The organism is Streptomyces sp. NPDC021020 (assembly GCF_044333285.1).
GTDB lineage: Bacteria > Actinomycetota > Actinomycetes > Streptomycetales > Streptomycetaceae > Actinacidiphila.
The window spans coordinates 371,874-388,902 of record NZ_JBIRQQ010000009.1 but is presented as its reverse complement, the minus strand read 5'-3'; the positions used below and the strand labels follow the sequence as shown (position 1 = coordinate 388,902).

Below are 17,029 nucleotides of genomic sequence, written 5' to 3'. Positions count from 1 at the left end.
TATCTGGCGTTGACTTTTGGCACGCTGTTGAGTTCTCAAGGAACGGAAGCTTCCTTCGAGACCGTTTCACCGGCCCCTCCGGGCTTTCCCTTCGTGTTTCCCAGCTTACCGGACTCCCCAGCCGATTCATAATCGGCCGTTTTCCGCTCAGCATTTCGATTTTCGGGACACCGAAAACCGCCCCGCTGAGGGGGTAGGCGTTGGTAGTTGGGTGGCCGCCCCGGCTGGAGTTGGTGTGAACCAGATCTCCGGGTCGTTTTGGCGACTCGGACTACGTTACGTACATGTGGCGGCCGAGTCAAGCTCGGCCGCCGTTCAAACGTATTTTTCCGGCCACGTCCCGCCGGAACCGGTGCCGACCCCGGCCGGCGCGGTCGTCAGCGGACCTCGACCGCCGCCAGGTTGCGCTTGCCGCGGCGCAGGACGAGCCAACGGCCGTGGATCAGGTCGTCCCGCGTGGGGGTGGCGTCCTCGTCCGTGACCTTGGCGTTGTTGAGGTAGGCCCCACCCTCCTTGATGGTGCGGCGGGCCGCCGACTTGCTCGGGACGAGTTCGGTCAGGGCGAGCAGGTCGGCGATCGGGGCGGGCTCCGTCACCTGGGCGTGCGGCAGCTCGCTGAGGGCCGCGGCCAGGGTGGGCTCGTCGAGTTCGGCGAGATCGCCCTGGCCGAAAAGCGCCTTTGACGCGGCGATGACGGCCGCGCACTGGTCGGCGCCGTGGACGAGGGTGGTGAGCTCCTCGGCGAGCGCGCGCTGGGCCGTGCGGGCCTGCGGGCGCTCGGCGGTGAGCTGCTCCATCTCCTCCAGTTCGGCCCGGCTGCGGAAGCTGAGCATGCGCAGGTAGGTGGAAATGTCCCGGTCGTCCTGGTTCAGCCAGAACTGGTAGAAGGCGTAGGGCGTGGTCATCTCGGGGTCGAGCCAGACGGCGCCGCCCTCGGTCTTGCCGAACTTGGTGCCGTCCGCCTTGACCATGAGCGGGGTCGCCACGCAGTGCACGTCGGCGCCCGGCTCCAGCCGGTGGATGAGGTCGAGGCCGGCGGTCAGGTTGCCCCACTGGTCGCTGCCGCCCTGCTGGAGGGTGCAGCCGTAGCGGCGGTACAGCTCCAGGAAGTCCATGCCCTGGAGGAGCTGGTAGCTGAACTCCGTGTAGCTGATGCCCTGCTCGGACTCCAGTCGGCGGGCGACGGCGTCCTTGGTGAGCATCTTGTTGACGCGGAAGTGCTTGCCGATGTCCCGCAGGAACTCGATCGCCGACAGGCCGGCCGTCCAGTCGAGGTTGTTGACCATGAGGGCGGCGTTGTCGCCCTCGAAGGAGAGGTAGGGCTCGATCTGGCCGCGCAGCCGGCCGACCCAGGCGGCGACCGTCTCCGGGTCGTTCAGGGTGCGCTCGGCCGTCGGGCGGGGGTCGCCGATCTGGCCGGTGGCGCCGCCGACGAGGGCGAGCGGGCGGTGGCCGGCGAGCTGCAGGCGGCGCACGGTGAGGACCTGGACGAGGTGGCCGACGTGCAGGCTGGGCGCCGTCGGGTCGAAGCCGCAATAGAAGGTGACGGGACCGTCCGCGAGTGCCTTGCGCAAGGCGTCCTCGTCGGTGGACAGCGAGAAGAGCCCGCGCCACTTCAGGTCGTCGACGATGTCCGTCACGGCTTCGTGTCTCCTTGGTTCTGCTGGTGGGCGCGCCGAGCTGCTGCTCCGCGCCCTGGCAGGCTACCGCCGCTTGCGCGGGGCGTGCGCGCGATAAGGGCTCACCGTGGGGTCGCCGTCGATCCAGTAGCGCCAGGGGTGGGCGGCTCCGGCGCCGCCGACGCCGGTGCGCGGGCCGGTGCGGACGGCCGCCGGGTCGGGCGGGGTGCCGGTGAGGATGCGGAAGGGGCCGCCGGGGGCGCAGGCGTCCGCGCCGTTGAGGGCGCGGTCGACGGACAGGGCGGTGGCGAGCCGGGCGGGGCCCTGGGCGAGGTCGGTGTCCTTGCGCGAGGTGGGGCGGTGGCGGCGGGCGAGGTCGGCGCCGGCGGTGACCTCGCCACCGCGCAGCAGGATCCCGGCGGCCTTGCCCTCGGGGCCGCAGACCAGGTTCAGGCAGTGCCACATGCCGTAGGTGAAGTAGACGTAGGTGTGGCCGGGCGGGCCGAACATCACGGCGTTGCGGTCGGTACGGCCGCGGTAGGCGTGGGAGCCGGGGTCGTTCGGGCCGTCGTAGGCCTCGACCTCGGTGAGCCGCAGGTCGATCGGGCCGTCGTCGGTGGTGCGGACGAGGACGCGGCCGAGGAGGTCGGGCGCGATCTCCAGGACCGGCCGGTCGAAGAAGGCGCGGTCCAGCGGGGCCCGCTCGGGTGCGGTGATCACGGTCCGGAAGCGTACCGGAGCGGGGTGGAACCACCCCGGGGTGCGCTGCGTTCGTAGTGTTCGCCAAGATCTGTGCACGGCACGGCAAAACGAAGGGGATGGGTGTCCGTTATGGGCTTCAGGAAGATGATGGCGAGTCTGGGCGCGGGCGGGGCGTCGGTGGAGACCGAGCTGCACCAGGCGGACGTGACGCCGGGCGGGGTGATCCACGGCGAGGTGCGGATCGAGGGGGGCTCGGTCGACCAGCGGATCCAGGGCGTGACGGTGGGGCTCCAGGCCCGGGTCGAGGTGGAGACGAGGAACGCCCAGGGCGAGGACACCGAATACCACCAGAACATCGAGTTCCACACGCAGCAGGTCGGCGGGGAGTTCGTGATCCAGCCGCGGGCGGTGCACACCCTGCAGTTCGCGCTGGAGGTGCCGTGGGAGACGCCGGTGACGATGTTCATGGGGCGGCAGCTGACCGGGATGAAGATCGGGGTGACGACGGAGCTGCAGATCGCGCGGGCGGTCGACAAGGGCGATCTGGACCCGGTGAACGTGCATCCGCTGCCGGCGCAGGACGCGCTGCTGGAGGCCTTCGGGCGGCTGGGCTTCCGCTTCCACAGCGCGGATCTGGAGAAGGGGCGCGTGCACGGGACGCGGCAGCGGCTGCCGTTCTACCAGGAGATCGAGTTCAAGGTGCCGGAGCAGTACCGCGGGCTCAAGGAGGTGGAGCTGACCTTCGTGGCCGACGGCAACGAGATGGACGTGGTGCTGGAGATGGACAAGAAGGGCGCCTTCACCGGTGGGGACACGCACCGCTCCTTCGTGATGAACATGCAGTCCTTTGAGCACACGGACTGGGCGGACTACCTCCATCAGTGGCTGGCCGAGGTGGGAGCGAAGCGGAACTGGTTCTAGGGTCCTACGCTCGGACCCGCAGGTTTGGTGCGAGACCGATGATCGAATCGAGAGGTGTCGAGGTGTCCGAGCAAGCGCGGCGACCGCTCCCCCATGACTTCCACCCGCAGGTGCCGGAGTTCACCGTGGTGAGCGACGGGATGACGCACGAGGGGGTGCTCCCCGACGAGCAGGTCTACGCGGAGGGCAACGTCTCGCCGCATCTGCGGTGGGAGGGCTTCCCGGCGGAGACCAGGAGCTTCGCGGTGACGTGCTACGACCCGGACGCGCCGACCGGCAGCGGTTTCTGGCACTGGGTGCTGTTCGACATCCCGGCGTCGGTGACGGAGCTGCCGGTGGGTGCGGGCTCGGGGGATTTCGCGGGGCTGCCGGACGGTGCGGTGCACGCCCGCAACGACTACGGGACGCGGGATTTCGGCGGGGCGGCGCCGCCGGCCGGGGACGGTCCGCACCGCTACGTCTTCACCGTCTACGCGGTGGACCAGGAGAAGCTGGGCGCGGACGCGGGCGCGTCGCCCGCGGTCGTGGGCTTCAACCTGCGCTTCCACACGCTGGCGCGGGCGGCGCTGATTGCCGAGTACGAGGTCGCGGGCGGCTGAGCGGCCGCGCCCGCCTGCCGTGGCGGGCGGTCGGCGCGGGCCGCGGTTAATGCGTTGCGTCCCGTGGCCGCCCCACCGCACAGTGGTGGGTGCCCGGTTCGCCGGTGCCCCCGGTCATGCGCCCGGGTGGCGCGGCTCGACGCCGGGCAGGCCGGCACCGTTTCGGCGGGGGCGGCGGGGTGTGGCGCTGGGCGGTACCACGCGCCCTCCGCCGCCTGCCGGGCCCCGGTCATCCGGACCGGGCGTCCGCGTCGGCCGGAGCGCTCCGGATGCCGGGGATTCCACCTCCTCACGGCGTCCGGGGCGCGGTCTTTCCCGTTTCCGGGGGCTCGGGTCCTCCCGGCTCCCGGGGCGGAGTGTTCCCCGGCTTTTTGCCGCGTCCTCCTTCCGCGGTCATCTCCTGTCCCCCGAGGGGAAATTGCGTTGTCCGTGCGGCAAACGCACGGGCACAGTGGAGCCACTTCGCCGAGGGGCGGAGCGGAGCCGGGAGGTGGGCGGAAATGCGTGAGACGCTGGTGCTGAATGCGAGTTTCGAGCCGCTGTCGACGGTGTCGCTGCACCGCGCGGTGGTCCTGGTGATGCAGGACAAGGCCGTCGTCGAGCAGGCGCATTCGGGTCTGCGCTTCCGTGCCGCCCAGGTGGACATCCCGGTGCCGCAGGTGATCCGGCTGTGCCGGTACGTACGGGTGCCCTTCCGACAACGGGCGCCGTGGTCGCGGCGCGGGGTGCTGGTGCGTGACCGGCACCGGTGCGCGTACTGCGGGCGGCGGGCGACGACGGTCGACCACCTGGTGCCGAAGTCGCACGGCGGCGCCGACACCTGGCTGAACACGGTCGCGGCCTGCTCGGAGGACAACCAGCGCAAGGCGGACCGTACGCCGGAGCAGGCCGGGATGCGGCTGCTGGCGCAGCCGTTCGAGCCGACGCCGGCGGACGCGCTGCTGCTGGCGCTGGGTGTGCGGGACCGTGCGGCGCTGCCGGAGTGGCTGGCCCGTACGGCGTGAGCCGGTAGGGCGTGAGCGGGTGGGGGCGGCCGGGCCTGTCGGGGACGACGGGGCCGGCCGCCTTCGTGCGCGCGGGGTTACTTGAGGATGAGCTGCACGATGGCCGCGAGGCCGACGACCACGATCAGGCCGCGCAGCGCTGCGGGCGGCAGCCGGCGGCCGACGCGGGCGCCGATGAGGCCGCCGATGGTCGCGCCGACGGCGACGAGCCCGACGGCGGCCCAGTCCATGTCGGCGACGAAGATGAAGAGCACCGCGGCGACGCCGTTGACCATGGCGGCCAGCACGTTCTTCAGGCCGTTGATGCGCTGCAGGGTCTCGTCGAGCATCAGGCCCATGAGGGACAGGTAGATCACGCCCTGGGCGGCGCCGAAGTAGCCGCCGTAGGCGCTGGCCACGAACATCCCGAGGGCGAGCAGCACGCCGCCGTGCAGGGGGGCGGTGCTGCCCTGGCGCTCCCGGCGGGCCTGGACGGCGCGGCTGAGCCGGGGCTGGAGGACGACCAGCACCAGGGCAGCGGCGATGAGCACCGGCACGATGGCGTGAAAGGCCTTGGAGGGCAGGGTGACCAGCAGGACGGCGCCGGTGGCGCCGCCGACCAGGGCGACCGCGCCGAGGCGGATCAACCGCTCGCGCTGTCCGGTCAGTTCGCGCCGGTAGCCGATGGCGCCGGTGATCGAGCCGGGGACGAGGCCGAGGGCGTTGGAGACGTTGGCGGTGACAGGGGACAGGCCGACGGCGACGAGGACCGGGAAGGTCAGCAGGGTGCCGGATCCGACGATGGTGTTGATGGTGCCGGCGCCGACTCCTGCGGCGAGGACGGCAAGGGCTTCGAGTGGGGACATGTGTGGGCTCTCCGTGGTCGGTGCGCCTCCTCCCCGCCGGTGCTGCCCGGTCGAGGGGAGTGCTGTGATCATGTCACAGCGCGGTGCCGCCGTCAGGCGGTCTTCCCTCCCCTGGCGGCCCGGCCGTACGGACTGCCGTCAGTCCTTGTCGAAGGGCGCGGCCTCGCGGCGGGGGGCCGGGGCGGTCGCGCCCTGGCCGCCGTTGCCACCGTTGCCGCCGTTGCCGACGCCGGGGAGGTTGACTATCCCGCCGAGGCCCTTGAGGGCGTCGTTGAGCTCGCTGGGGATGATCCAGAGCTTGTTGGCCTCGCCCTCGGCGATCTTCGGGAGCATCTGCAGATACTGGTAGGCCAGCAGCTTCTGGTCCGGGTCGCCCGCGTGGATCGACTCGAAGACGGTGCGGATCGCCTGCGCCTCGCCCTCGGCGCGCAGCGCGGCGGCCTTGGCCTCACCCTCGGCGCGCAGGATCTGCGACTGCTTCTCGCCCTCGGCGGTGAGGATCTGCGACTGGCGGACACCTTCGGCGGTGAGGATCGCGGCGCGCTTGTCCCGGTCGGCGCGCATCTGCTTCTCCATCGAGTCCTGGATGGAGGTGGGCGGCTCGATGGCCTTGAGCTCGACGCGGTTGACGCGGATGCCCCACTTGCCGGTGGCCTCGTCGAGGACGCCGCGCAGCGCCGCGTTGATCTCCTCGCGGGAGGTGAGGGTGCGCTCCAGGTCCATGCCGCCGATGATGTTGCGCAGCGTGGTGACGGTCAGCTGCTCGATGGCCTGGATGTAGCTGGCGACCTCGTACGTCGCGGCGCGGGCGTCGGTCACCTGGTAGTAGATGACGGTGTCGATGTTGACGACCAGGTTGTCCTGGGTGATCACCGGCTGCGGCGGGAAGGGCACGACCTGCTCGCGCAGGTCGATGCGGTTGCGGATGGTGTCGATGAAGGGCACCACGATGTTCAGCCCGGCGCTGAGGGTGCGGGTGTAGCGGCCGAAGCGCTCGACGATGGCGGCGCTGGCCTGCGGAATGACCTGGACCGTCTTGATGAGCGCGATGAAGACGAGCACCACCAGGATGATCAGGACGATGATGATGGGCTGCATGTCCACTCCCCGCACCGGTTGCCGGCGGAAATACGGTGTGACTCCAGTAACTCCGACATGATCGATCTTGGCAGAGCAGCTGCCCGCCGCGGGCCGGTTCGGCGAATTGCCGGTCCGCGGACGGCGGTTGCCCCGCCGGTGCCGTCACATGACGACGGCGGTCGCCCCGTCGATCTCGACGACGTCCACCTGTTCGCCCGGGTCGAAGACCCGGCCGTCCTCCAGCGCGCGCGCCGACCACACCTCACCGGCGAGTTTGATCCGGCCGTCGGCGCCGCTGTCGACCCGCTCCAGGACGACGGCCTGCCGTCCCTTGAGCGCGTCGATGCCGCTGCGCTGGCCGGCGTTCTGCCGGTTGCGGTAGGCCAGCGGGCGGACGAAGACCAGGAGTGCCACCGAGATCACCACGAAGGTGATGACCTGGGCGACGATCCCGCCGTCCATTCCCGCCGCCGCGGCGCCACCGAGCGCGCCGACCGCGAACATGCCGAACTCCGGCATCGCCGTGATCACCAGCGGGATGCCGAGTCCCACTGCGGCTATCAGCCACCACACCCATGCGTCCACGGGTCAATCGTAGGGCCCTGCGCAGGGGTTGGGGCAGTACGCGTCGGTGAAAGCCGGGTGCGGGACGTGCGCCGGGTGCGTGCGCCCGGCGCGCGGCGGGGCTTCAGGACAGCGGCAGCCCGGCGGCGGTGAAGCGGTCGCCGCGGCGCTCGACGACGAGCGGGAGGCCGAAGCACAGGGAGAGGTTGCGGGAGGTCAGCTCGGTCTCGATGGGGCCGCCGGCGACGACCTTGCCCTGCCGGATCATCAGCACGTGGGTGAAGCCGGGGGCGATCTCCTCGACGTGGTGGGTGACCATGATCATGGCGGGCGCGATGGGGTCGCGGGCGAGCCGGCCCAGGCGGCGGACCAGGTCCTCGCGGCCGCCGAGGTCGAGGCCGGCGGCGGGCTCGTCGAGCAGCAGCAGCTCGGGGTCGGACATCATCGCGCGGGCGATCAGGGTGCGCTTGCGCTCGCCCTCGGAGAGGGTGCCGAACTTCCGCTCCAGGAAGTCGCTCATGCCGAGCCGGTCGAGGAAGGCGCGGGCGCGGTCCTCGTCGACCTTCTCGTAGCCCTCGTTCCAGGTCGCGGTCATGCCGTAGGCGGCGGTGAGCACGGTCTCCAGGACGGTCTGCCGGCGCGGCATCTTCTCGGCCATCGCGGCGCCGGCCATGCCGATGCGCGGGCGCAGCTCGAAGACGTCGACGTTGCCGAGCTTCTCGCCGAGGACCGAGACGGTGCCGTTGGTCGGGAAGAGGTAGCTGGAGGCGACGTTGAGCAGCGTGGTCTTGCCCGCGCCGTTGGGCCCGAGGATGACCCAGCGCTCGCCCTCGGCGACCGACCACGAGACGTGGTCCACCAGAGCGCGTCCGTCGCGGACCACGGATACGTCCACCAGCTCCAGCACATCGCTCATGAGCGCGTTGTCTCCCATTGCAGTCTCGTGATTCCGGTGGTGCCGGTCCGGCACGTCCGCGGAGGTGACCCCTTGGGAGAAAACTTACGCCACCGCACGACCGGTCCAGTCCATAGGCTGGGGGCATGCTTGATGAACCTCGTTCAGGGCGGCTGACCGCATGGGGAAATGCCCTGCTTGCCGGACTTGCCGCCCCCGATGACGTCGCGCAGCGGATCGTGGCGGACGACGCGGTGCACCGCATGGCGGGCCTGCCCGGGGAGAACGGCCCGGTGGGCCTGACGCTGGGCCTCGGCCGGCTGCGGGCGCTGGGCGTGACCGGGCTGCGGCTCGCGCTGCCGGTGGCCGGGCACCCGCTGGGGCTGACCGGCCCGCCGGACTTCAACGACCTGGCGCTGGAGGCGGGCGAGGCGGTGCTGACCGCGGGCGCGGTGGCGCTGGGCCTGGTGCCGCAGGTGCACGAGGCGGGCCCGGCGGGCGATGTGCACGTGGAGGTGGAGTGGCGGTGCCTGCCGGTACGGGACGCGCCGCCGGCCGACGTCCCGTCGCTGGGCGAGGCCGAGCGGGAGCTGGCCGAGGCGCTGCGGGACGCGACGGCGGCGCTCACGGCGCTGGACGTGGCGGGCACCGGGGGGCCGACCGCGCACGCGGCGCTGGAGGCCTACCGGGCGCGGGCCGAGCGCGGCCGGGAGGTGCTGGCGCCGGGGTATCCGCCGCGGGCGGTGCGGGTGCTGGAGCTGGCGCAGCGGGTCGCGGCGCTGGTGGAGATCGCGGGCGGCGGGCACGGCGCGGCGGTCAGCGCCTCGCAGATCGCGGCGCGCGCGGATCTGCTGCGCCCGGTGGAGCGCACGGCGCGGCGCGCGCAGGTGGCGGCGTACAACGCGTACGTGGAGGAGGCGGAGCGGCGCCGCGGCTGAGCGGGAGCGGCCCGCGTCAGTCCCCGACGCCGTTGCGTACGGCCCACAGGGCGGCCTGGGTGCGGTCGGCGAGGTCCAGCTTCATGAGGATGTTGGACACGTGCGTCTTGACCGTCTTCTCCGACAGCACCAGCGCGCGGGCGATCTCGCGGTTGGAGCGGCCGTCGGCGATGTGGGCCAGCACCTCGTTCTCCCGGTCGGTCAGGGTGTTGCCGCGGCCCTGCCCGGAGCCGGTGCCGCCCTGGTCCTGGGAGAGCAGCGCGCCGGCCACCTCGGACTGGAGCAGGACGTGCCCGGCGTGCACCGAGCGGATGGCGTCGGCGAGCGCGACCGGGTCGACGTCCTTGTAGACGTAGCCGGAGGCTCCGGCGCGCAGCGCGGGCACGACGGTGCGTTGCTCGGTGAAGCTCGTGACGATGAGCACGCGGGCGCCGCTGCCGGCGTCGCGCAGCAGCCGCAGGGCCTCGATGCCGTCCGTGCCGGGCATCTTGACGTCCATCAGGATCACGTCGGGCCGCAGCTCCCGGGCGCGGTCGACGCCCTCCTGCCCGTCGGCGGCCTCGCCGACGACCTCGATGTCGCCCTGGACCTCCAGGAAGGTGCGCAGGCCGCGGCGTACGACCTGGTGGTCGTCGACCAGCAGGACGCGGATCACACTGTCAGCCACCGGGCACCTCCAGTTCGATGACGGTGCCCTTGCCGGGCGCCGACTGCACGCTCAGGCTGCCGCCGACGGCGCCCGCGCGGTCCCGCATGGACACCAGCCCGAAGTGCCGTCCGGCACTGCGGACGGAGTCGGGGTCGAAGCCGCACCCGTCGTCGCCGACGTGCAGCAGGACGCCCTTGCCGCGGCCTTCGAGCCGGACGGCGACCCGGCTCGCGCCCGCGTGCCGCAGCGCGTTGTGCAGGGCCTCCTGGGCGACGCGCAGCACGACCTCCTCCTGCGAGGCGGGCAGCGCGCGGACGGCGCGGCACTCGAAGGTGACCTTGGCGGAGTGCACGCGGTTGAGGACGTCGGCCTGGGTACGCAGCGTCGCCACGAGCCCGTCGTCGTCCAGCGCGGCCGGGCGCAGCTCGACGACGACGGCGCGCAGCTCGTCGGCGGCCTCGGCGGCGAGCTGGGCGACCTCGCGCAGCTGCTCCTTGGCGCGTTCCGGGTCGCGGCCGATGAGGGAGGTCGCGGCCTGGGCGGTCAGGCGCAGCGAGAAGAGCTTCTGCGACACCGCGTCGTGCAGCTCGTGGGCGATCCTGGCCCGCTCCCCCACCAGGGTCAGTTCGCGGCTGCGCTCGTAGAGCCGGGCGTTGGTGAGGGCGATGGCGGCGTGGTCGGCGAGGATGCGCAGCAGGTCCTCGTCCTCCTGGGTGAAGTGGTGCCGCTCGGCGGGGCGCTTCTCGCACACCTTGTTGGCCAGGAAGAGGGCGCCGAGGATCTCCTCGCCGTCCAGGACCGGCATGCCGATGAAGTCCCGCATCACCGGGTGGCGGCGCGGCCAGCCCTCGAAGCTGGGGAAGTCGCGTACGTCGTCGAGCCGCTGCGGGGTGGCCTCGTGCAGCATCGCGGCGAGGATGCCGTGCTGGCGGGGCAGCGGGCCGATGGCCTTCCACTGCTCGTCGCTGACGCCGGAGACGACGAACTGCGCGAAGCCGCCGTGGTCGTCGGGCACGCCGAGCGCGGCGTACTCGGCGGCCAGCAGCTCGCGCGCGGAGGCGACGATGGTCTGGAGGACCTCGCGCACCTCCAGCCGGCGGTTCATCGCCAGTACGGCGGCGCTGACCGCCTCTATCCCGCCTCTGGGCGGCCTGTCCGACATGCCTCCACCGTACCGGCGGCAGGTCACGGGCCGGATGCGGCGCCGGGCGGAGGGGCGCGCGGCACTTTCGTCCTACGCCCTTGTGACCGCGCGGGGTAGGGCGGCCGCCCGACGCGGCGGGCGGCGCGGCGTTCCTACGGTGAGGGCGCGGGTCCGGCGGCAGGCCGGGCCGGTGGCCGCGGTGGCGGGGCGACAGCGCTCCGGCGGGCGCGGCGGAAGGCGTCGATCACGAAGCGAGGGCGGAACCATGCCGGTGGCGATCATCACGGGGGCGTCGAGAGGGCTCGGGCGGGCGCTGGCCGCGGAGCTGGCGGGGCGCGGCTGGTCCCTGGTGCTGGACGGGCGGGACGCGGCGGCGCTGCGGGCGGCGGCGGCGCAGCTGGAGCGGGATCCCGGAGGGGATACCGGGGCGGTGCGGGCGGTGCCGGGGGACGTGACCGATCCGGAGCACCGGGCGGCGCTGGTGGCCGCGGCGGACGAGCTGGGCGGGGTGGACCTGCTGGTCAACAACGCCAGCGCGCTGGGCGCCGAGCCGCTCGTACCGCTGGCCGAGCTGCCGCTCGCGGGGCTGCGGCAGGCGCTGGAGGTCAACGTGACCGCGCCGCTCGCGCTGGTCCAGGAGGCGCTGCCGGCGCTGCGGGCGGCCTCGGGGGCGGTGCTGAACGTCAGCTCCGACGCGGCGGTGGAGGCGTACGGGGACTGGGGCGGCTACGGGGCGAGCAAGGCCGCGCTGGACCAGCTCTCGGCGGTGCTGGCCGTGGAGGAGCCCGGCTTGCGGGTGTGGGCGGTGGACCCGGGGGACCTGCGGACGGAGCTGTACGCGGCGGCGGTGCCGGACGACCCGGACTTCGGGGAGCGCCCGCTGCCGGAGGAGGTCGCGCCGGTGCTGCTGCGGCTGCTGGAGCGGGGCGCGCCGAGCGGGCGCTACAGCGCCTCGGGTCTGCGGGGGGCGTGATGGCGACGACGGCGAGCCGGGAGCGCGGCACAGACACTGCCACAAACAGGGCGAAAACGGTCGATAAGGATTCACTCCGCACCTCCCGAAAAGGTGGTTATTCGGACATTTCCACCGCTCCGGAGATCCTGCGGGACTTCCGGGTGCCGCCGGAGTCGCTCGCGGCGGCCCCGCCGGCCCGCCGGGACGCCGTGCGGCTGCTGGTCGGGGAGCGCTCCACCGGGGCGGTCGGGCACCACTCCTTCCGCGAACTGCCGGGGCTGCTGGGGGCCGGTGACGTGCTGGTCGTGAACACCTCCAGGACGCTGCCGGCCGCGCTCGACGCGGAGCTGGCGGGCGAGCCGGTGGTGGTGCACTTCTCGACCCGCCGGGACGACGGGCGCTGGGTCGTGGAGGTCCGCACCCCCGACGGGCGGGGCTCGACGCTGCGCCGGGCGGGCGGCCCCGCGGGCGCGGCCCTGCGGCTGCGCGGCGGCGGCGAGCTGGTGCTGGACCGCCCGCTGGTGGCGGGCGCCGACCGGCTGTGGGTCGCGTCGCCCTCGATGGCCGACCCGGTGCCGCGGCTGCACCGGTACGGGCGGCCCATCCGCTACGGCTACACCGAGCGCGACCAGCCGCTCTCCGCCTACCAGACGGTCTTCGCCCGCCCCTCGGCGGACGGCCGGGCCTCGGCGGAGATGCCGAGCGCGGCCCGGCCCTTCACCACGCCGCTGGTGACCGAGCTGGTCAGCCGCGGGGTGCAGATCGCGCCGATCGTGCTGCACACCGGGGTGGCCTCCGCCGAGGCGCACGAGCCGCCGTACGCCGAGCCCTACGCCGTACCCGCGGCCACCGCGTGGCAGGTCAACGCGGCGCGGGCGGCCGGCGGGCGGGTCGTCGCGGTGGGGACGACGGCGGTGCGCGCGCTGGAGTCGGCGGCGGACGGGCGCGGCACGGTGCGGGCGGCCGCGGGGTGGACGGAGCTGGTCGTCACCCCGGAGCGCGGGGTGCGCGCCGTGGACGGGCTGCTGACCGGGCTGCACGAGCCGGAGGCCTCGCATCTGCTCATGCTGCGGGCGGTGTCCGGGGACGCGCTGCTGGAGCGGGTCTACGCCGCCGCGCTCCAGGAGCGTTACCTGTGGCACGAGTTCGGCGACGTGAACCTGCTGCTGCCGTAAAGAGCACCCCAATAAGGCTCACATAAAGCACCCCCGCGGTCACCCCCAGCGACCCCGGGGGTGCGGCCGTGTGAGGTGACCTACAGGAGCTGCGTCACATACTAAGCACCCTAGTGGAATAACACCCCGGAAGCCCCAGGGGATTTTCCCGGCACCGGGCACTCCCTTCGGCCGCCACCTACGAATGCGAATCGTAGCCGCCTTCATTGACCCCCGTTTTGCGAGCCCTTAAGAATTCTCAGGTCCGCAACCGGAAGAGGTCATTCCATGCAGCTCCCCACGATCCCGAAGATCGGCCGACTGTCCAAGAAGCACAAGATCACGGCGGCCGGTGCCGCCGCCGCGACCGCTGTTGTCCTGGCCGTCACCGGTCTCCAGGTGACCGGCGGGACCGCTGAGGCCAAGGGCGAGGCGACCGGCTTTGCGGTCGAGAACGGCCAGCAGGTCAAGGACCTCGACGCGCAGGCGGGGCTCGCCTCGCAGAAGGCGATCCAGGAGGACAGCGCGGCCAAGAAGAAGGCCGCCGACGCCCTCGCCGCCCAGCAGAAGGCCGCCGCCGACACCGCGGCCGAGCAGAAGGCCGCCGCCGAGGCCGCGAAGAAGAAGGCGGCCGCCGACGCCGCCGCCCGTGACAGGGCCAAGGCCGCCGCGAACCGCTCCGAGCACCGCACCGCGGTGAAGCCGGCGCCGAAGAAGGCCGTCACCAAGGTCGCCCCGAAGAAGACCGTCACGAAGGCCGTCCCGAAGAAGGTCGCGACCGCGGCCCCGGTCGCGAAGGTCGTCTACCCCGACAACCTCGACGGCTGGATTCGCGAGGCCCGCGCCGTACTGGCCGCGCACAACATCCCGGTGCCGACCTACAACGGCATCTACCGCAACATCATCCGCGAGTCCTCCGGCAATCCGAACGCCATCAACCTGTGGGACTCCAACGCGGCCAAGGGCATTCCCTCCAAGGGCCTGCTCCAGACCATCGACCCGACCTTCAACGCCTACCACGTCTCCGGTACGTCGTGGAACGTCTACAACCCGGTCGCGAACATCGCCGCCGCGTGCAACTACGCCTGGCACGTCTACGGCGGAATGGACAACGTCAACTCCGCGTACTGAGCGGCGTTTCCGTACGGGCCGTCCGTGAAGGCCGCAAAGGAAAAGGGCGGTGGGACTCCGAGGAGTCCCACCGCCCTTCCGCCTGCCGGGAATCCGGCGGTTACTTGCGCATCACCTCGGGCTCGTGCCGGCGCAGCAGCCGGGCCACGGCGACGCCGCACAGGGCCGCCATCGCGAGCAGCACCACGACGTCCAGCGTCCAGATGCCCGCGCTGTGCTTCCACAGCGTGTCCACGGTCTTGCCCGTCTGGTCCCACGGCAGCAGCGCGTTGAGGTCCGCGGTGGAGCCTGCGCCGGCCACCGCCCAGCGGGCCGGCATCAGCCAGGCCACCTGCTCCATGCCGGGCTTGCCGTAGATCTGGAACAGCACCCCGGTGAAGACGATCTGCACGATCGCGTACATCACCAGCAGCGGCATCGTCTTCTCCGCCGTCTTCACCAGCGCGGAGATGATCAGGCCGACCATCATCGAGGTGAAGCCGAAGGCCATGACGACCAGGGTCATCTCGATGGCCGGGTGGCCGTGCAGGACCACGCCCTCGGCGGGCATCTTGTCGCGCGGGGCGAAGCCGATGCCGCAGATGATCGCGCCCTGCAGGGCGGTGATCAGGCCGAGCACGATGACCTTGGACATCAGGTACGCCGAGCGCGACAGGCCGACGGCGCGTTCGCGCTCGTAGATGACGCGTTCCTTGATCAGCTCGCGGACCGAGTTGGCGGCGCCCGCGAAGCACGCGCCGACCGCGACGATCATCAGGATCGTGCCCGCGTCCCGGTTCTGGATGTGCGGGCCGTAGCCGAGGCCGGACTTCGCCGGGATCAGCAGGCTGACGATGCCGAGCACGGTGGGCAGGATCAGCATCAGCCCGATGAAGCCGCGGTCGGAGGCGATGACCGACAGGTAGCGGCGGACCAGGGTCACCAGCTGCGAGCCCCAGCCCTGCGGCTTGGGCGGCCGGGCGGCCTGGCTCGGGATGTAGTGCGCGGCCTGCGGCGCGGCGGAATCCAGGTCGGCGGCGTACGTCTGGTAATGCTGCGAGCCGCGCCAGCGGCCCATCCAGTCGTAGTCGCGGTAGGTCTCGAACGCGGAGAAGACGTCGGCCCAGTTGTCGTAGCCGAAGAAGTTGAGCGCCTCGTCCGGCGGGCCGAAGTAGGCCACCGCGCCGCCCGGCGCCATGACCAGCAGCTTGTCGCACAGCGCCAGCTCGGCCACCGAGTGGGTGACCACCAGGACCGTGCGGCCGTCGTCGGCCAGGCCCCGCAGCAGCTTCATGACGTCGCGGTCCATGCCCGGGTCGAGGCCCGAGGTGGGCTCGTCCAGGAAGATCAGCGACGGCTTGGTGAGCAGCTCCAGCGCGACGGACACCCGCTTGCGCTGGCCGCCGGACAGCGACGTGATGCGCTTGTCGGCGTGGATGTCGAGCTTGAGCTCGCGCAGCACCTCGTCGATGCGCGCCTCGCGCTCGACCGGCGCGGTGTCGCCCGGGAAGCGGAGCTTGGCGGCGTACCGCAGGGCGGTCTTGACCTGGAGTTCCTTGTGCAGGATGTCGTCCTGCGGGACCAGGCCGATGCGCTGCCGCAGCTCGGCGAACTGCTTGTACAGGTTGCGGTTGTCGTACAGCACCTCGCCCTGGTCGGCGGGCCGGTAGCCGGTCAGGGCGCGCAGCAGCGTCGACTTTCCGGAGCCGGACGGGCCGATCACGCCGATCAGCGACTTCTCCGGCACCCCGAAGGAGACGTCCTTGAGGATCGTCTTGGTCGTCTTGCCGTGCGGCACGGTCACCGACAGGCGGCGCGCGGAGAAGGACACCGCGCCGGTGTCGACGAACTCCTCCAGCCGGTCGCCGACCAGCCGGAAGGTGGAGTGGCCGACGCCGACGATGTCGTTCGGGCCGAGCAGATGCCGCTGGATCGGCTGGCCGTTGACGTACGTGCCGTTGTGGCTGCCGAGGTCGACGATCTCGTAGCGGCCGTCGGGGTGCGCGCGGAATTCCGCGTGGTAGCGGGAGACCTGGAGGTCGGAGACGACCAGTTCGTTCTCCAGCGCGCGGCCGATGCGCATCACCCGGCCGAGGGCCAGCTGGTGGAAGGTCGTCGGGCTGCGGTCGCCGTAGCCGGGACGCGCCCCCTGCGGCGGCTGCTGCTGCGGTACGCCCTGCGGGGCCGGCGGCTGCTGCGGCCAGCCCCCGCCGGCCTGCTGGTACGCCGGGGCTGCGGCGGCCTGGGCCTGCTGATACTGCGGGTAGCCCTGGGCGGCCTGCTGCTGCGGCACCTGCTGGACCTGCGGCGGTGGCGCGTACTGCGGCGGCGCCGACTGCTGGAAGGCCTGCGGCTGCGCCGGGGGCTGCTGCGGGAAGCCCTGCGGCTGCGGCACCTGGTAGGCGGGCGGCTGCTGGTGCTGGGCGGCGGGCTGCTGGTGGGCCGCCTGCTGCTGGGCGGGCGGTGCGGCCTGGGCGGGCGGTGCGGCCTGCGGGGCCTGCGCGGCTTGCACGGCGGAGAAGCTCAGCCGCGGGCCCTCGGTGGCGTTGCCCAGGTTGATCGCGGTGCCCGGTCCCAGATCCGTGGTCTGGATCCGCTGACCGTGCACGAAGGTGCCGTTGGTGCTCCCCTGGTCCTCGATCACCCAGCCCCGCTCCGCGCGGCGGATCGTGGCGTGCCGCCACGAGACCCGCGGGTCGTCACAGACGAGATCGCTCTGCGGGTCGCGCCCGAGGCTGTAGGACCGGGAAGCATCGAGCGTCCAGGTCCTGCCGTTCAATTCCAGTACGAGTTCTGGCACCCCAAACCCCATTGTTCGTCCCCCGAGTTGTCCCCCGTGCAGAGGAGTCT

At 72.2% G+C, this 17,029-nt stretch carries 16 protein-coding genes; 7 read left to right on the top strand and 9 right to left on the bottom strand.

Translation table 11 applies throughout. From position 1 onward, the window contains the following. Positions 1-377: 377 nt before the first annotated feature. Positions 378-1,640 carry a tyrosine--tRNA ligase gene (tyrS, locus tag ACH4SL_RS27790; protein ID WP_398450316.1) on the bottom strand — a complete coding sequence of 421 codons (1,263 nt, stop codon included), beginning with the start codon at positions 1,638-1,640 and terminating at the stop codon, positions 378-380. Positions 1,641-1,703: 63 nt separating this feature from the next. Continuing rightward, positions 1,704-2,339 carry a DNA-3-methyladenine glycosylase gene (locus ACH4SL_RS27785; protein WP_398450314.1) on the bottom strand — a complete coding sequence of 212 codons (636 nt, stop codon included), beginning with the start codon at positions 2,337-2,339 and terminating at the stop codon, positions 1,704-1,706. A gap of 111 nt (positions 2,340-2,450) precedes the next feature. Between ACH4SL_RS27785 and ACH4SL_RS27780 the strand changes: the two genes are divergently transcribed. From ACH4SL_RS27780 to ACH4SL_RS27770, 3 genes are all read left to right on the top strand, one after another. Next, entirely contained in the window at positions 2,451-3,242 is a 792-nt protein-coding gene (locus ACH4SL_RS27780; RefSeq protein WP_398450312.1) for a sporulation protein, read from the top strand. 62 nt (positions 3,243-3,304) lie between these two features. Beyond that, positions 3,305-3,841: a YbhB/YbcL family Raf kinase inhibitor-like protein gene (locus tag ACH4SL_RS27775; RefSeq protein ID WP_398450310.1), complete on the top strand. Its 537-nt coding sequence runs from the start codon at positions 3,305-3,307 to the stop codon at positions 3,839-3,841. A gap of 500 nt (positions 3,842-4,341) precedes the next feature. Continuing rightward, positions 4,342-4,845 (top strand): HNH endonuclease, encoded by a 504-nt coding sequence (locus ACH4SL_RS27770; protein ID WP_398450308.1) that lies wholly within the window; start codon positions 4,342-4,344, stop codon positions 4,843-4,845. A gap of 77 nt (positions 4,846-4,922) precedes the next feature. Here ACH4SL_RS27770 and ACH4SL_RS27765 read toward each other — a convergent pair whose 3' ends face one another. The 4 genes from ACH4SL_RS27765 to ACH4SL_RS27750 form a co-directional block, all read right to left on the bottom strand. Then, positions 4,923-5,690, bottom strand: coding sequence for a sulfite exporter TauE/SafE family protein (locus ACH4SL_RS27765; protein ID WP_398450306.1), 768 nt, complete (start codon positions 5,688-5,690; stop codon positions 4,923-4,925). Between the two features lie 138 nt (positions 5,691-5,828). Next, positions 5,829-6,788, bottom strand: coding sequence for an SPFH domain-containing protein (locus ACH4SL_RS27760; protein WP_398450304.1), 960 nt, complete (start codon positions 6,786-6,788; stop codon positions 5,829-5,831). A gap of 144 nt (positions 6,789-6,932) precedes the next feature. Beyond that, the gene (locus ACH4SL_RS27755; RefSeq protein ID WP_398450302.1) at positions 6,933-7,355 is read right to left on the bottom strand and encodes an NfeD family protein; all 423 of its coding nucleotides are present in this window, start codon (positions 7,353-7,355) and stop codon (positions 6,933-6,935) included. A gap of 103 nt (positions 7,356-7,458) precedes the next feature. Beyond that, positions 7,459-8,250 (bottom strand): ABC transporter ATP-binding protein, encoded by a 792-nt coding sequence (locus ACH4SL_RS27750; RefSeq protein ID WP_398450300.1) that lies wholly within the window; start codon positions 8,248-8,250, stop codon positions 7,459-7,461. 125 nt (positions 8,251-8,375) lie between these two features. Between ACH4SL_RS27750 and ACH4SL_RS27745 the strand changes: the two genes are divergently transcribed. Beyond that, positions 8,376-9,167, top strand: coding sequence for a hypothetical protein (locus tag ACH4SL_RS27745; RefSeq protein ID WP_398450298.1), 792 nt, complete (start codon positions 8,376-8,378; stop codon positions 9,165-9,167). Positions 9,168-9,183: 16 nt separating this feature from the next. Here the strand turns inward: ACH4SL_RS27745 and ACH4SL_RS27740 are convergent, their stop codons facing one another. After that, positions 9,184-9,834, bottom strand: a complete 651-nt coding sequence (locus ACH4SL_RS27740) for a response regulator (RefSeq protein WP_398450296.1) — start codon at positions 9,832-9,834, stop codon at positions 9,184-9,186. Then, a complete protein-coding gene (locus ACH4SL_RS27735) occupies positions 9,827-10,978 on the bottom strand; it encodes a GAF domain-containing sensor histidine kinase (RefSeq protein WP_398450294.1) in 1,152 nt (383 codons plus the stop codon). Before ACH4SL_RS27735 ends, ACH4SL_RS27740 begins: the two co-directional genes overlap by 8 nt. A gap of 247 nt (positions 10,979-11,225) precedes the next feature. On the opposite strand from ACH4SL_RS27735, the gene ACH4SL_RS27730 reads away from it, so the two are divergent. The 3 genes from ACH4SL_RS27730 (at position 11,226) to ACH4SL_RS27720 (ending at position 14,200) form a co-directional block, all read left to right on the top strand. Next, positions 11,226-11,933 (top strand): SDR family NAD(P)-dependent oxidoreductase, encoded by a 708-nt coding sequence (locus tag ACH4SL_RS27730; protein ID WP_398450292.1) that lies wholly within the window; start codon positions 11,226-11,228, stop codon positions 11,931-11,933. A gap of 143 nt (positions 11,934-12,076) precedes the next feature. After that, positions 12,077-13,090 carry an S-adenosylmethionine:tRNA ribosyltransferase-isomerase gene (locus ACH4SL_RS27725; RefSeq protein WP_398450290.1) on the top strand — a complete coding sequence of 338 codons (1,014 nt, stop codon included), beginning with the start codon at positions 12,077-12,079 and terminating at the stop codon, positions 13,088-13,090. 267 nt (positions 13,091-13,357) lie between these two features. Further along, positions 13,358-14,200, top strand: coding sequence for a transglycosylase SLT domain-containing protein (locus tag ACH4SL_RS27720; protein WP_398450287.1), 843 nt, complete (start codon positions 13,358-13,360; stop codon positions 14,198-14,200). 100 nt (positions 14,201-14,300) lie between these two features. On the opposite strand, the gene ACH4SL_RS27715 is transcribed toward ACH4SL_RS27720, so the two are convergent. After that, positions 14,301-16,991: an FHA domain-containing protein gene (locus ACH4SL_RS27715; protein ID WP_398450284.1), complete on the bottom strand. Its 2,691-nt coding sequence runs from the start codon at positions 16,989-16,991 to the stop codon at positions 14,301-14,303. Positions 16,992-17,029 lie beyond the last annotated feature (38 nt).

Excerpts from the sequence above, each read along its gene's own strand:
- ACH4SL_RS27780 (WP_398450312.1), top strand. The coding sequence starts at position 2,451 with ATGGGCTTCAGGAAGATGATGGCGAGTCTGGGCGCGGGCGGGGCGTCG.
- ACH4SL_RS27770 (WP_398450308.1), top strand. The coding sequence starts at position 4,342 with ATGCGTGAGACGCTGGTGCTGAATGCGAGTTTCGAGCCGCTGTCGACG.
- ACH4SL_RS27765 (WP_398450306.1), bottom strand. The coding sequence starts at position 5,690 with ATGTCCCCACTCGAAGCCCTTGCCGTCCTCGCCGCAGGAGTCGGCGCC.
- ACH4SL_RS27760 (WP_398450304.1), bottom strand. The coding sequence starts at position 6,788 with ATGCAGCCCATCATCATCGTCCTGATCATCCTGGTGGTGCTCGTCTTC.
- ACH4SL_RS27750 (WP_398450300.1), bottom strand. The coding sequence starts at position 8,250 with ATGAGCGATGTGCTGGAGCTGGTGGACGTATCCGTGGTCCGCGACGGA.
- ACH4SL_RS27745 (WP_398450298.1), top strand. The coding sequence starts at position 8,376 with ATGCTTGATGAACCTCGTTCAGGGCGGCTGACCGCATGGGGAAATGCC.
- ACH4SL_RS27735 (WP_398450294.1), bottom strand. The coding sequence starts at position 10,978 with ATGTCGGACAGGCCGCCCAGAGGCGGGATAGAGGCGGTCAGCGCCGCC.
- ACH4SL_RS27730 (WP_398450292.1), top strand. The coding sequence starts at position 11,226 with ATGCCGGTGGCGATCATCACGGGGGCGTCGAGAGGGCTCGGGCGGGCG.
- ACH4SL_RS27720 (WP_398450287.1), top strand. The coding sequence starts at position 13,358 with ATGCAGCTCCCCACGATCCCGAAGATCGGCCGACTGTCCAAGAAGCAC.
- ACH4SL_RS27715 (WP_398450284.1), bottom strand. The coding sequence starts at position 16,991 with ATGGGGTTTGGGGTGCCAGAACTCGTACTGGAATTGAACGGCAGGACC.